This is a genomic window from Burkholderia sp. IT-111MI5, from assembly GCF_949752865.1.
In the GTDB taxonomy this organism is placed as follows: domain Bacteria; phylum Pseudomonadota; class Gammaproteobacteria; order Burkholderiales; family Burkholderiaceae; genus Burkholderia; species Burkholderia pyrrocinia_C.
This window is the reverse complement of record NZ_CATKIF010000055.1, coordinates 13,527-26,271: the sequence shown is the minus strand read 5'-3', so window position 1 is coordinate 26,271 and position 12,745 is coordinate 13,527. Positions and strand designations below refer to the sequence as shown.

The following is a 12,745-nucleotide window of genomic DNA, read 5'->3' as shown; positions in this document are numbered from 1 at the left end:
CGCGCCGCTCGAACGGAGGCTCTATATCAAACGCCGGCGCTCAGTTCGCCGGCATCAGCTGGCCGCGGATCTCGCCGGACGGATGCTCCTTCGTATGGACGTTGAAATACCACTTGCCGCCCATCAGGTCGATGACCTGCGCGTCGGTCAGCACCTTCGAGCCCTTGATCGGGCTCGCGAGCTCGTCCTTAGGAATCGGCACCTGCACGCCGGCGTTCTGGCCGACCGGCGCGGGCCCGTGGAAGTGCGCGGCCGTCGCCGGGCCGGTGAGGTGTTCGTAAGTCACCATCCATTGCAGCGTGCGGCTGGCCGTGTCGTAAGTGGCGTCGACGGCGCCCGAACCCTTGGTCGCCGTCGGCGGCACTTCGCTCGACGGCTGGAGACTGGCGGACAGGCGCACCGTTTCGGCAGCGGCGCTGCCGGCGGCCAGCACGCCCGCGAGTAACGCGACCTGGAGCAAACGCAGCTTGAGCATGGACTCTCCTTGCACGACGTTGTACGCCGCCCGAACGGGAGCGCTACACATGATGGTAGTCGATCGCCGCCGATCCGGGAGTCCTCCGAACGGCCATGCCGCGAATCGCCGCAGCCCATCGGCGCGCCGCGCACGGCAGGCCCTCTCGCGCGACGCATCGCGTCAGTTTGCGTCAACCTGGAAGAGACCTTTGCAGCCTGACGCCTGAATCCGCGCCCAGCCTTTCGCTACACTTCGTCTCACAGTTGCTTGTTTCCTTCGTCCGAAGGAGTCTGCGAGTATTCACGCGGCCACCCGGCCGCGTTTTTTTTGCGTATGTGGCCGGATCCGGTTCGCTCCGTCTCGAGCATGACGAAGCGAGTCCGCCACCGCTCGCGGCACGACAGCACTTCGCTGTCACGCGCGATAGCCGGGATCGATGCGATCGACGATGCGCTGCAGCGCGTCGAACGCGTCCTGCCCCGCGCCATGCTTCGGGTCGAAATTCAGCGAATCCCGCACGCACGCTTCGAGCACCTGCGGCGCGATCGGCAGCGCGCCGCCGATCGCGTGCGTGGCAACCTGCACCTCGCACGCGCGGTTGAGCAGCCACATCAGCGAGAACGTCTGCGCGAGCGTCGCGCCGATCGTCACCGGTCCGTGGTTGCGCAACAGCAGCACGGGCCGCCCGCCCGCGCTCTCGACGATGCGCCGCCCCTCCTCCAGATGCACGGTGATGCCCTCGAAGTCGTGATACGCGATCTTCCCGTACAACTGCGCCGAATAGAAATTCGAGAACGACAGCCCGTCGCGCGAACAGCACACGGCCATCGCGGGCGTCGTGTGCACGTGCATCACGCAGTGCGCGTCGGGCAGCGCCGCATGGATCGCGCTGTGGAACGTGAAGCCGGCCGGATTGATCGGCCAGTCGGAAGGGCCGATCACGTTGCCGTCGATGTCGATCTTCACGAGGTTCGACGCGCACACCTCGCGGTAATGGAGCCCGAACGGGTTGATCAGGAAATGCCCGTCCTCGCCCGGCACGCGCAGCGAGATATGGTTGTAGATCAGCTCGGTCCAGCCGAGATGATCGAAGATGCGGTAGGCCGCCGCGAGCTGCACGCGCGCCTGCCATTCGGCTTCGGAGAAGCGGGCGGGACGCGTGAACGGCTGGTTCGTGACACGTTGCATGGGGGGGAACTCCGGTTGCGGGTGTGCGCGGTGCGCGTGGCACGGGCCGTCCGGCGCCATCGTCACGCTGCCACGATCGTTGCGCACACAACCATATCACCTTTCCCCGCGCACCGGTAACGCGGGTTTAGCCGGGGCGCTTCCGTCCTCTTGGGGCCCGTTCACGCCAATGACAGGCCTGCGCTGGCCCTAAAGCTGGTCGTCGACCGGCAGCAGCGTGAAGATGCCGGTCATCAGGTTGCGCAGCAGCCCCGCGTGCGGATCGACGTGATAGGTGGTCGGCCGGCCGTCGTCCGTGCCCGTCCACTCGAGTTCGGGCGCGCCGCCGCCCGCCGGCGTCGCGAGGCTCACGCGATAGCTTTCGTCCGGCTGCGTCACGCGCGCGAAAATCGTCGCGACCTGCTGCGCGAGCGCCGGGCTGTGGATCACGAGTGCGAGCTCGGTATTCAGGTGCGCGGAACGCGGATCGAGGTTCATCGAGCCGATCACGAGGATCTTCCGGTCGATCACGTACGCCTTCGCGTGCAGGCTCGCGCGCGAGCGCGACCCGAACAGGCGCGGGCGCTGCCGGCCGGGCTGCGCCTTGAACTCGTACAGCTCGACGCCGTGCCGCAGCAGCGGCACGCGGTACGGCCCGTAGCCGGCCTGCACGGCCACCGCGTCGGTCGCGGCGAGCGAATTCGTCAGGATCGCGACGCGCACGCCGCGCGCGGTCGTGTCGCCGAGAATCTTCACGCCCGCGTCGTGCGGCACGAAATACGGCGAGAACGCGAGGAATTCCTGCTGCGCGCCGCGCGTCAGCTCGACGAGGCGCCGCATCGGCGGGCTCACGTATGCGTCGTCCGGCTGCGCGATCTTGTCGGGCGCGTCGGCCTTGAACTCGGCCGGCGCCCACACGAGCGCGAGCTCGTTGCGCGCGATCTGCTGCGCGAGCGGTGTCGCGTTCAGCGGCTTCGCGTTGTACGGATCGGCGTTCTGGCGCCAGTGGTTGCGCAGCTCGTCGCGCATCGCGTCGAGATCCTTCGGATCGAACGACTGATGATTCAGCACGCGCAGCGGATAGCTGCTCGCGCTCGCCCAGTAGGTGTCGAAGCTCGCCGAGATGTCGTTCGTCACGGGGCCGGCGGCGAGCACGTCGAGATCGCGGAACTGCAGCGTCGGGCTCGCGCTGAAGTATTCGTCGCCGAGATTGCGGCCGCCGACGATCGCGATCCGGTTGTCCGCGATCATCGCCTTGTTGTGCATCCGGCGCGTGAAGCTGTCGATACTCGTGAAGAAATTGGTCGTGCGCTCGACCATGCCCTGCGACGCGCCGAACGGGTTGAACACGCGGATCTCGATGTTCGGGTGCGTGTTCAGCGCGGCCATGATGCGGTCGATGTCGCGGAAGTTCAGGTCGTCGACCAGCATCCGCACACGCACGCCGCGATCGGCCGTGTACAGCGCCGCGGCAAGCAGCAGCTTGCCGGTCGTGTCCTCGGTCGCGATGTAGTACTGCATGTCGAGCGTCTTCGTCGCGGCGCGCGCGAGCGCGATGCGCATCTGCAGCGCCTCGGCGCCGTCCGCCAGCAGCCGGAAACCCGACTGGCCCGGATGCGCGGCCTCGGGCGCGGCCAGCGCGTCGCGCAGCGGCGTCGCGGCATCGGACGGCAATGCATGGGAAACCGGGCGATCGAGCGTGGTGGCGGGCGGATGCGTCGCGCACGCGGCGACGAGCGACAGCAGCACGCAGACGGCCAGCGCACGGGCCGGGCCGCATGCGGCGCGCCACGACAGCGCGGCCGGCGCGCGCCGGATGAAAGACGTGAGCACGGAAGCTTCCTCGACTGGCGGAACAACGGTCCGCATTCGCCGCGGCGCGCGGCTGGCGGGCGGTTCAGCCGATTCTAGTGGGCGCCCGATGAACCGGTCAATCACGCGGGTGGCGCAGGCGGCGCCCCGTTGCGGCAGCGGGCGGCGTGGGCGGCGGGCGAACGTCCGCGTATCTGGCGTCGAGGTCCGATCGCCCCGGATTCGCCCGCCGGGCGGCCCGCGCACCGAAACGGTCCGACCAATCTCATGCGCCGTCGCCGCTGCGCTCGAAATGGCTGCGCACGTAATCGATATGCGTCTGCATCGCGGTGCGCGCCTCTTCGGGCCGATGCGCGCAAATCGCGTCGCATACGACGCGGTGCTGCAGCAACAGCAGCTCGGACGCCTGCTCGTCGTCCGTCGTCATGCCCGCCACGTTGATCGAGATGTGCTCGCGCAGCATCCCGATCACGCTCGTATGCAGGTGCAGGAACATCGTGTTGTGCGATGCGCGTGCGATCGCCTCGTGCAGCTGCGCGTCGGTCGCGGCTTCGACGACCGCGTCGTCGTTCGCATGCGCGGTCTCGAGTTCGCGCAGCAGCGTGCGGATCCTGCGCCGGTCGTTCGCATCGGCCCGCAGCGCGGCGAAATACGCGGTCGCGCCCTCAAGCACGCGACGGAATTCGAGGATGTCGTCGCGCAGCGCGGGATGATCGGCAACCAGCTGGCCCCACGGCGACGCGATGCCCGCGCGCAACTGGTCGGTCACGTAGACGCCCGCGCCGCGCCGGCTCTGCAGCAGCCCGCGCGCGACGAGCCGCTGGGTCGCCTCGCGCACCGTGTTGCGCGCGACGCCGTACTGCTGCGCGAGCACGCGCTCGGCCGGCAGGCGCGCGCCGGCCGGCCAGGTGCCGTCGAGCAGCGCCGTCTCGATCTTGCGCATCACCACTTCGGTCCGGCCCCGTGCCGTCATCGCCGCCATCGTCGCGTCTCCCCTCGGAATGCCCGTCGCGCCGATTGGCCCAACCAATTTGAGCTGCGGCGCCGTCGCGGGAATTATGCAGCGAAAACGTCGTCCCGCATCCGCATGCCGGGCCGTCGCCACTGGAGCGAGACATGAACGAAAGGCAGTACCCCGCCGCCGCCCCCGCGCACGTCTATCTGTTCGCGACCTGCCTGGTCGACCTGTTCGTCCCCGAAGCGGGGCTCGACGCGGTCCGCCTGCTGGAGCGCGAAGGCCTGACCGTCCACTATCCGCGCGGCCAGAGCTGCTGCGGGCAGCCGGCCTACAGCAGCGGCAATCCCGACGAAGCGCGCCGCGTCGCGGCCGCGCAGCTCGACCTGTTCGCCGAACCGTGGCCGGTGATCGTGCCGTCGGGCTCGTGCGCGGGCATGATCCGTCACCATTGGCCGGCGCTGTTCGCCGACGACCCCGTCCACGGCCCGAAGGTGCGGGCAATCGCGGAGCGGACCTACGAACTCGCAGAATTCCTCGTCCATGTGCTCGACGTGCAACTCGACGCGGCCGCGGCAAGCGCCGGGCCCGACGAGCGCGTCGTGCTGCACACGTCGTGCGCGGCGCGCCGCGAGATGGGCACGCGCGTGCACGGCGTCGCGCTCGTCGACGCGCTGCCGGGCGTGACGCGGATCGAACACGAACGCGAATCCGAATGCTGCGGCTTCGGCGGCACGTTCTCGCTGAAGCATCCCGACATCTCCGGCGCGATGGTGCGCGACAAGGTCGCGTCGGCCTGCGCGACCGGCTGCGACCGGCTCGTGTCCGCGGACTGCGGCTGCCTGCTGAACATCGGCCACGCTGCGACCAAGGCCGGCGCGCGGCTGCCCGTCGAGCATCTCGCGAGCTTCCTGTGGCGGCGCACGTCCGGCGCCGCATCGCTGCGCGGAGACAAGCAATGAGCGCGCGCGCCGCGATTCTCGCGCGCCTGCGCGGCGCCGCCCCGGGCGTCGCCGCGACGGCCGCCCCCGCGCTCGATGCGCGCATCGATACGCATTACGACACGCGCCGCGCGCCAGCCGCGCGCGATCCACACACGCTCGCTCAGGCGCTGCAGGCCGCGCTCGCCGCCTCGCACGCGGAAGCCTGGTGCGCGACCGACGACGAATGGCCCGCGCAGCTTGCCGCGCGTCTCGCCGACGCCGGCGTGCGTCGCCTGCTGCTCGACCCGGCCCGCGCCGAATCGGCGGCGCTCGCCCGCGCGCTGCCCGACGCGGTCGCGCCCGTGCCGTTCGACCGGCCGATCGACGCGTGGAAGACCGAACTGTTCGACACGATCGACGCGGGCTTCACCGTCGCCCGCTCGGGCATTGCGGCAACCGGCACCGTCGTGCTCGCCCCCGATGCCGGCACGCCGCGCACGGTGTCGCTGGTGCCGCCGCTGCATGTCGCGCTCGTCCACGCGAACACGCTGCATGCGGACCTGCACGCAGCCGTGCACGCGGAGCGCTGGCACGCCGGCATGCCGACCAACCTCGTGCTGGTGTCGGGGCCGTCGAAGACGTCCGACATCCAGCAGACGCTCGCTTATGGCGCGCATGGCCCGCGCCGCCTGTGGGTCGTGATCGTCACCGATCCGGCTGCCGATGCCGCGACCGCCCGGCCGGCCGCCACCGCTTGCGAGGACCAACCGCGATGAGCGACCACACGCTGCAATTCGTCGCCCCCGGCGACTTCAAGGCCCGCGCGCGCGCCGCGCTCGACGATCCCGCGCTGCGCCGGAGTTTTCGCGGTGCGATGGACTTCCTGCAGGGCAAGCGCACGACGCAATTCCCCGACGACACCGAGCTGCAGCAGTTGCGCGATCTCGGCGAAGCCGTGCGCCGGCACGCGCTCGCGCAGTTGCCGGCGCTGCTCGAACGGCTGGAGGCGAAGCTCGTCGAAGCCGGCGTGCACGTGCACTGGGCCGAGACGGCCGCCGACGCGAACGCGATCGTGCTCGGCATCGCGCAGGCGAAGAAGGCGCGCCGCGTGATCAAGGGCAAATCGATGGCGAGCGAGGAAATCGAGCTGAACCATTACCTCGCGGATCACGGCGTCGACTGCATCGAGTCCGACATGGGCGAGTTCGTCGTGCAGCTCGCGGGCGAGAAGCCGTCGCATATCGTGATGCCGGCGATCCACAAGACGCGCGGCGACATCGCCGAACTGTTCGAGAAACACATCCCCGGCACGCGCTACACGGAAGACGTCGACGAGCTGATCCAGACCGGCCGGCGCGCGCTGCGCCGCGCGTTCGCCGACGCGGACATCGGCCTGTCGGGCGTGAACTTCGCGGCGGCCGACACGGGCACGCTGTGGCTCGTCGAGAACGAAGGCAACGGCCGCCTGTCGACGACGGTGCCCGACACGCACATCGCGATCATGGGGATCGAGAAGGTCGTCGAGAAGCTCGAGCACATCGTGCCGCTGTCGAGCCTGCTCACGCGCTCGGCTACCGGCCAGGCGATCACGACCTACTTCAACCTGATCTCGGGCCCGCGCCGCGACGGCGAACGCGACGGCCCGCGCGAACTGCATCTCGTGCTGCTCGACAACGGCCGCACGCAGGCCTATGCGGACGAACAGCTGCGCGCGACGCTGCAGTGCATCCGCTGCGGCGCATGCATGAACCACTGCCCCGTCTATACGCGCATCGGCGGCCACGCGTACGGGACGACCTACCCGGGGCCGATCGGCAAGATCATCTCGCCGCACCTGCTCGGCCTCGACGCGACGGCCGACCTGCCGACCGCGTCGACGCTGTGCGGCGCATGCGGCGAGGTATGTCCGGTCCGGATCCCGATCCCGGAACTGCTCGTGCGGCTGCGCACCGAGGCGAACCGCAAGCCCGACGAACCCGTCGCGCATCCGCTGCGCGGCCAGGGCGCGAACTACAACCGCGCGGAAGACCTCGTGTGGCGCTTCTGGTCGGGCGCATTCGCGCATCCGCGCGCGTATCGCGCGTTCCGCTGGACCGCGACGCGCCTGCGCGCGCTGACGCCCGCGAAACAGATGGGCTGGACGCAGCACCGCACGCCGCTCGAACCGGCGCCGCGCAGCCTGTCCGACCTGCTGCACGCACGCGGCCAGCCCGAATAAGACACCGCTTTCCCGACCGTACCCATAGAGATACAGACACAGATGGAGGAGACAACCATGCAGGTTTGGCATCAGATCTACACCCCGCTCGGCAGCCTCGGGCTGTCGGCGTTCGTCGCCGCGATCCCGATCATCTTCTTTTTCGTCGCGCTGGCCGCGCTGCGGATGAAGGGCCACGTCGCGGCCGCGATCACGCTGCTGCTGTCGCTCGGCGTCGCGATCCTCGCGTACGGGATGCCCGTGCCGCAGGCGCTCGCGGCGGCCGGCTTCGGCTTCGCGTACGGCCTGTGGCCGATCGCGTGGATCATCGTCGCGGCCGTGTTCCTGTACAAGATCGTCGTGAAGACCGGCCAGTTCGACGTCATCCGCGCATCCGTGCTGTCGATCACCGACGACCAGCGCCTGCAGATGCTGCTGATCGGCTTCTCGTTCGGCGCGTTCCTGGAAGGCGCGGCCGGCTTCGGCGCGCCCGTCGCGATCACGGCCGCGCTGCTCGTCGGCCTCGGCTTCAAGCCGCTGCACGCGGCCGGGCTGTGCCTGATCGCGAACACCGCGCCGGTCGCGTTCGGCGCGATGGGCATCCCGATCATCGTCGCCGGACAGGTGACGGGCATCGACCCGTTCCATATCGGCGCGATGGCCGGCCGCCAGCTGCCGCTGCTGTCGCTCGCGGTGCCGTTCTGGCTCGTGTTCATGATGGACGGGCTGCGCGGCGTGCGGCAGACCTGGCCGGCCGCGCTCGTCGCGGGCGGCAGCTTCGCGGTCACGCAATACTTCACGTCGAACCACATCGGGCCCGAGCTGCCGGACATCACGTCGTCGCTCGTCAGCCTCGTCGCGCTCGCGACGTTCCTGAAGGTGTGGCAGCCGCGCACCGCGAAGCAGCCGGCAGGCGGCATCGTCGCGACCGGCGGCGGCGCTGCGCTGGCCGGTTTCGGCGCGGGCGGCAACGGCTTCGGCACGGGCACGAGCCGGCAGGCGTCGCCGTACACGCTCGCGCAAACCGTGCGCGCGTGGTCGCCGTTCCTGATCCTGACGGCCGTCGTCACCGTGTGGAGCATCGCGCCGTTCAAGGCGCTGTTCGCCGCGCACGGCGCGCTCGCGTCGACCGTGCTGAAGTTCCATGTGGCGGGGCTCGACCAGCTCGTCGTGAAGACCGCGCCGATCGCCGCGACGCCGAAGGCGCTCGACGCCGTGCTGAAGATCGATCTGGTGTCGGCGGTGGGCAGCGCGATCCTCGTGACCGCGCTGATCTCGATGGCGCTGTTGCGGATGAAGCCGCGCGACGCACTCGTCACGTTCGGCGAGACGCTGAAGGAGCTGACGCGCCCGATCCTGTCGATCGGCCTCGTGCTCGCGTTCGCGTTCGTCGCGAACTACTCGGGGATGTCGTCGACGCTCGCGCTGATGCTGGCCGCGACCGGCGCCGCGTTCCCGTTCTTCTCGCCGTTCCTCGGCTGGCTCGGCGTGTTCCTGACCGGCTCGGACACGTCGTCGAACGCCCTGTTCTGCTCGCTGCAGCAGGCCACGGCCCATCAGCTCGGCGTGCCCGAGACGCTCGCGGTGGCCGCGAACACGACGGGCGGCGTGACCGCGAAGATGATCTCGCCGCAGTCGATCGCGGTCGCATGCGCGGCGACGGGCCTCGTCGGCAACGAGTCGGCGCTGTTCCGCTTCACGGTGCGGCACAGCCTGCTGTTCGCGGTGATCGTCGGCTTGATCACGCTGGTGCAGGCGTACGTGCTGCCGGGGATGGTGCCGTAAGCGGCACGCGCCCCCGCAAAAACAAAACCCCACGCCCGGAAAAGCGTGGGGTTTTTCTTTCTGCCTGCCGATCGCCGGCGTCGGCCGGCGAGCGGCTGCGCGATCAGCTGCCCTTCGCGATGCGATCCTCGATGTGCTGCGCACGGCTCGTCGACGACGGGTGCGAGCTCATCATCGAGCTCTGGCCGCCATCGAGCTTCGCCAGCTTCTGGAATGCGGTGACGAGGCCCTTCTGGCTCATGCCCTTCTGCTTCATCAGGTCGAACGAGTAGTCGTCCGCCGCGCTTTCCTGCGTCTGCGAGAACTGCGCGTTGATGAACTTCTCGGTGATGTCGCCGAGCTGCGAGCTCGTCAGCGCCGCCACGCCCGGCGATGCCGCACCGGCCGCGCTGCGCGCCGCGCTCACCGCGTACGCCGTCTGCATCGCCTTCTTCGAGTGACCCAGTGCAACGTGGCCCATTTCATGGCCGATCACGCCGCGCAGTTCGTCGTCGTTCATCATGTCCATCAGGCCGCTGTACACGCGCACGCAGCCGTTGCCCATCGCCCACGCGTTGACGTCCTTGGTCACGTACACCTTGTAGTTGACCTTCTGGCCGTTCAGCGTCATGTCGCCGAAGCCCTTCATCACCTTCGTCAGGCGCTTCGAATACGCGCTGTTCGCCGGCGCGATCTTCGATTCGGCGTCGCTGGACTTGCACGAGTCGTTCGACAGCGCGGCGATGTCCGAATCCGACAGCGTCGCTGCCTTGAACAGGTTCGTCCCCGCCGACGTCAGGCTGTTCGCGTCGAGGCTCTGTACCCCGCCACACGCGCTCAACAGAAACGCCACGCCACACGCTGCCACCGCTTTCTTGAGTTGCATCCCGGATCCCTCGATAGTTGTATTTGGGAGCGGCGATTTTGCATAATCCGGCAGAAAATTACCAGATGTTTACATCCGATGACACCTTAATTACTCACAGGATTGAAGCGAAGCGGCGATTTTCAGCGGAATTGAAGATCAAAACCGAAGCAATCGCCGCGAGCGGGCGACGATCGGGACGGAAAACGGGCGCGTCGCTCAGGCCGCCTGGTCGCGGCGGCGCGTCAGCCGCCGCGCGACCAGCATCGGCAGCCGCACCGCGAAGCCGGCGAAAAGACGCAGGTGCATCCATACAAGCAGCGCATTGTCGCGGCCGTAGTGGAAATGCGACACGCCGCCCTCGTGCCGGCCGAAGTAGCGCACCGGCGCGTCGATGCGGATCGGACGCACGCCGGCCCAGCACAGCCGCACAGCCGCTTCGGGATCGAAGTCGAAGCCGCGCATCCACGGCTGGCGCCGCATGATCGCGGCGAGCTGCGCGACCGGATACACGCGAAAGCCGTACAGCGAATCGCCGATCCCGGCCCACAGCGTCTCGAGGTCGGCCCAGGCGTTCGACAGCCGGCGCCCTTGCACGCGCAGCTGCGGCGCACTCGCGTCGAACTTCGGCACACCGAGCACCATCGCATCGGGCGCGGCCTGCGACGCGGCCATGAAAGCGGGAATCAGGTCGGCCGGATGCTGGCCGTCGGAATCCATCGTCAGCACGTGCGTGAAGCCGCTCGCGGCAGCCGCGTCGAGCCCCGCGAGCACTGCCGCGCCCTTGCCGCGGTTCTCCGGCAACACGATCACGCGCAACCCGGGATCGTGCTCGGCCATCGCCTGCAGCCGCTCGGCGCTGCCGTCGGTGCTGCCGTCGACGACGACCCACACCGGATTCCACTGCGCGCGGGCATTGCGCACGGTCGTGTCGACCTTGGCGCCGGGGTTGTAGCTCGGAATCAGGACGAGGTGGGTGGACGAGGCGTGCAGCTTGGACATGGGAACGGCCGATTGCGAAGACAGGGATCCTGACAAAAGTTTATGACTTGCCGGCGACTGGCGGCAGGCTTCGTCGACGCCGCCCGTATGCGGTGCCGGTTGCCGGATCGTGAGGTTCTCCCGCTTCATGACAGCCGCTCCACTGCGTGCCCCGCGCTCGCCTCGATCTCGACCAGCAGGTCGTCGCGGCATACATCCGCATGGACGAAGAGCGGCCGCACGCCGGGGCCGGCCGCATCGCGCAGCACCCGATCGATTTCGGCAAGCGCCGCGGCATCGCCGGCGTCGCGCACGTAGACGCGATAGCTCAGGTCGGCAAGCGAGAACGGACCATGCCCCTGCCGCGCGGCCTGCTCGAGCACGGCCGCGAGGTTCGCGACCGTCTCGCGCGTTTGCGCGACGACGTCGCCGCGATGAACGGTGCGGTGCCCGACGATGCTCGCGGTGCCGGATACGAACAGCACCGGCGCGGCGCCGCCATTCGCCCAGGCGGCTGCACGCGCGAACGTCGGCGCACGCGGGCCGTATTGCGCCGGATAGTGATACGCACTGACCTGGCGCGGGTTCTCGACCGGATCCGCGGGCGTGCGGCTCGCGATGAAATGGATCGCGAGCGGCGCGGCCGGCGATGCGTCGCCCGCGACCGGCACGACCGAACCGAGCGCGCACGCGGCCGGCACGCCGCCCGTCAGTGCGCGGCGGCACGCGTCGAAGGCGTGCTGACGGCCGATATTGAACTGACGATAGCGCTCGATCCCGAACTGCACGGCATTGATCGCCGGCACGGTATTCCAGATGCGCAGCGGATGCGGCATGCCGAGCGTATCGAGCACGTCGAACAGCGTGCGGTATGCATCGTGCGTCGCGCGTTCGAGCGGCGTGCCGCCGTCGCGCTGCACGTCGTGCACGTCGTGCACGTCGTGCGTTTCGTGCGTTTCGTGCGTTTCGTGCGTTTCGTGCGTTTCGTGCGTTTCGTGCGTTTCGTGCGTTTCGTGCGTTTCGTGCGTTTCGTGCACGACGATGCTGCCGAACACGAGCCCCGCCGCTTCGCTGTAGCGATAATGCAGCGCACCGCGCCGTTCGCTACGCAGGTCGCGCGCATCGCATTGCCAGATTTCGCAGACGGCATCGCCCGGTGCGACGCCGGCGCCGAGCAGCGCCATCTGCACCGGTGCAACCGGCAGGTCAGGCACGGCATCGGCCAGCATTCGTGCCGCCGCATCGGCGTGCGATTCTGCGTTCGATTCGTCCTGCAATCCGGCCGCGCCGATGCACACCGCGCCCAACGCGCCGGGAAACACGCGGTCGATTCCATCGCCACGCATGCGCGCATCGTGCAGCAACGCGGCGAGCCGCGCATGACTCATCTGGACGAGCCGCAGTGCGCGGTCGCCGCCGTTTGCGAGCGGCGCGCCCGATCGCGATGCGTCCGGCCCGCCGGCCGCCTGCCCGCGCGCGACCGGCGCGGTGGCTGACGACAGGGAACACGGGCGCCGTTCGGCGTCGACTGGATGCACGGACACTTCGATTTCCTCACTATGCGGCGCCGGCCGCGCGACAACGCGGCCGGCATCGCGTTGCGCGACGTCAGGCCGACGCCGCG

The 12,745-nt window shown here is 69.2% G+C and carries 11 protein-coding genes; 4 read left to right on the top strand and 7 right to left on the bottom strand.

From position 1 onward, the window contains the following. Window positions 1-40 precede the first annotated feature (40 nt). The 4 genes from ACM6JT_RS27315 to ACM6JT_RS27300 all read right to left on the bottom strand — a co-directional run bounded on the left by ACM6JT_RS27315 (window position 41) and on the right by ACM6JT_RS27300 (window position 4,418). Window positions 41-475, bottom strand: coding sequence for a CHRD domain-containing protein (locus ACM6JT_RS27315; RefSeq protein ID WP_034179022.1), 435 nt, complete (start codon window positions 473-475; stop codon window positions 41-43). A gap of 396 nt (window positions 476-871) precedes the next feature. Then, a complete protein-coding gene (locus ACM6JT_RS27310; RefSeq protein ID WP_414857682.1) occupies window positions 872-1,645 on the bottom strand; it encodes a class II aldolase/adducin family protein in 774 nt (257 codons plus the stop codon). 189 nt (window positions 1,646-1,834) lie between these two features. After that, window positions 1,835-3,457, bottom strand: coding sequence for a phospholipase D family protein (locus tag ACM6JT_RS27305; protein WP_217591016.1), 1,623 nt, complete (start codon window positions 3,455-3,457; stop codon window positions 1,835-1,837). A 244-nt stretch (window positions 3,458-3,701) separates the two neighbouring features. Beyond that, the gene (locus ACM6JT_RS27300) at window positions 3,702-4,418 is read right to left on the bottom strand and encodes a FadR/GntR family transcriptional regulator (RefSeq protein WP_105391387.1); all 717 of its coding nucleotides are present in this window, start codon (window positions 4,416-4,418) and stop codon (window positions 3,702-3,704) included. Between the two features lie 134 nt (window positions 4,419-4,552). On the opposite strand from ACM6JT_RS27300, the gene ACM6JT_RS27295 reads away from it, so the two are divergent. From ACM6JT_RS27295 to ACM6JT_RS27280, 4 genes are read left to right on the top strand one after another with little or no spacing between them, the layout of a single operon-like run. After that, complete coding sequence (locus ACM6JT_RS27295; protein WP_217591017.1) at window positions 4,553-5,353, top strand: (Fe-S)-binding protein; 801 nt, start codon at window positions 4,553-4,555, stop codon at window positions 5,351-5,353. Further along, entirely contained in the window at window positions 5,350-6,090 is a 741-nt protein-coding gene (locus tag ACM6JT_RS27290; protein WP_034179027.1) for a LutC/YkgG family protein, read from the top strand. The genes ACM6JT_RS27295 and ACM6JT_RS27290 overlap by 4 nt, the downstream gene beginning before the upstream one ends. Further along, window positions 6,087-7,532 (top strand): LutB/LldF family L-lactate oxidation iron-sulfur protein, encoded by a 1,446-nt coding sequence (locus ACM6JT_RS27285; protein ID WP_414857681.1) that lies wholly within the window; start codon window positions 6,087-6,089, stop codon window positions 7,530-7,532. Before ACM6JT_RS27290 ends, ACM6JT_RS27285 begins: the two co-directional genes overlap by 4 nt. 57 nt (window positions 7,533-7,589) lie before the next feature. After that, window positions 7,590-9,296, top strand: coding sequence for a lactate permease LctP family transporter (locus ACM6JT_RS27280; RefSeq protein WP_414857680.1), 1,707 nt, complete (start codon window positions 7,590-7,592; stop codon window positions 9,294-9,296). Between the two features lie 103 nt (window positions 9,297-9,399). Here ACM6JT_RS27280 and ACM6JT_RS27275 read toward each other — a convergent pair whose 3' ends face one another. From ACM6JT_RS27275 to ACM6JT_RS27265, 3 genes are all read right to left on the bottom strand, one after another. Next, window positions 9,400-10,161, bottom strand: a complete 762-nt coding sequence (locus ACM6JT_RS27275) for a M48 family metalloprotease (protein ID WP_034179029.1) — start codon at window positions 10,159-10,161, stop codon at window positions 9,400-9,402. Between the two features lie 198 nt (window positions 10,162-10,359). Then, window positions 10,360-11,142 carry a glycosyltransferase family 2 protein gene (locus tag ACM6JT_RS27270; protein WP_414857679.1) on the bottom strand — a complete coding sequence of 261 codons (783 nt, stop codon included), beginning with the start codon at window positions 11,140-11,142 and terminating at the stop codon, window positions 10,360-10,362. A 125-nt stretch (window positions 11,143-11,267) separates the two neighbouring features. After that, window positions 11,268-12,665: an endoribonuclease L-PSP gene (locus ACM6JT_RS27265; protein WP_414857678.1), complete on the bottom strand. Its 1,398-nt coding sequence runs from the start codon at window positions 12,663-12,665 to the stop codon at window positions 11,268-11,270. Between the last annotated feature and the right edge of the window lie 80 nt (window positions 12,666-12,745).

Coding starts and splice junctions, on each gene's coding strand:
- ACM6JT_RS27315 (WP_034179022.1), bottom strand. CDS start 475: ATGCTCAAGCTGCGTTTGCTCCAGGTCGCGTTACTCGCGGGCGTGCTG.
- ACM6JT_RS27310 (WP_414857682.1), bottom strand. CDS start 1,645: ATGCAACGTGTCACGAACCAGCCGTTCACGCGTCCCGCCCGCTTCTCC.
- ACM6JT_RS27285 (WP_414857681.1), top strand. CDS start 6,087: ATGAGCGACCACACGCTGCAATTCGTCGCCCCCGGCGACTTCAAGGCC.
- ACM6JT_RS27295 (WP_217591017.1), top strand. CDS start 4,553: ATGAACGAAAGGCAGTACCCCGCCGCCGCCCCCGCGCACGTCTATCTG.
- ACM6JT_RS27280 (WP_414857680.1), top strand. CDS start 7,590: ATGCAGGTTTGGCATCAGATCTACACCCCGCTCGGCAGCCTCGGGCTG.
- ACM6JT_RS27300 (WP_105391387.1), bottom strand. CDS start 4,418: ATGGCGGCGATGACGGCACGGGGCCGGACCGAAGTGGTGATGCGCAAG.
- ACM6JT_RS27290 (WP_034179027.1), top strand. CDS start 5,350: ATGAGCGCGCGCGCCGCGATTCTCGCGCGCCTGCGCGGCGCCGCCCCG.
- ACM6JT_RS27270 (WP_414857679.1), bottom strand. CDS start 11,142: ATGTCCAAGCTGCACGCCTCGTCCACCCACCTCGTCCTGATTCCGAGC.
- ACM6JT_RS27275 (WP_034179029.1), bottom strand. CDS start 10,161: ATGCAACTCAAGAAAGCGGTGGCAGCGTGTGGCGTGGCGTTTCTGTTG.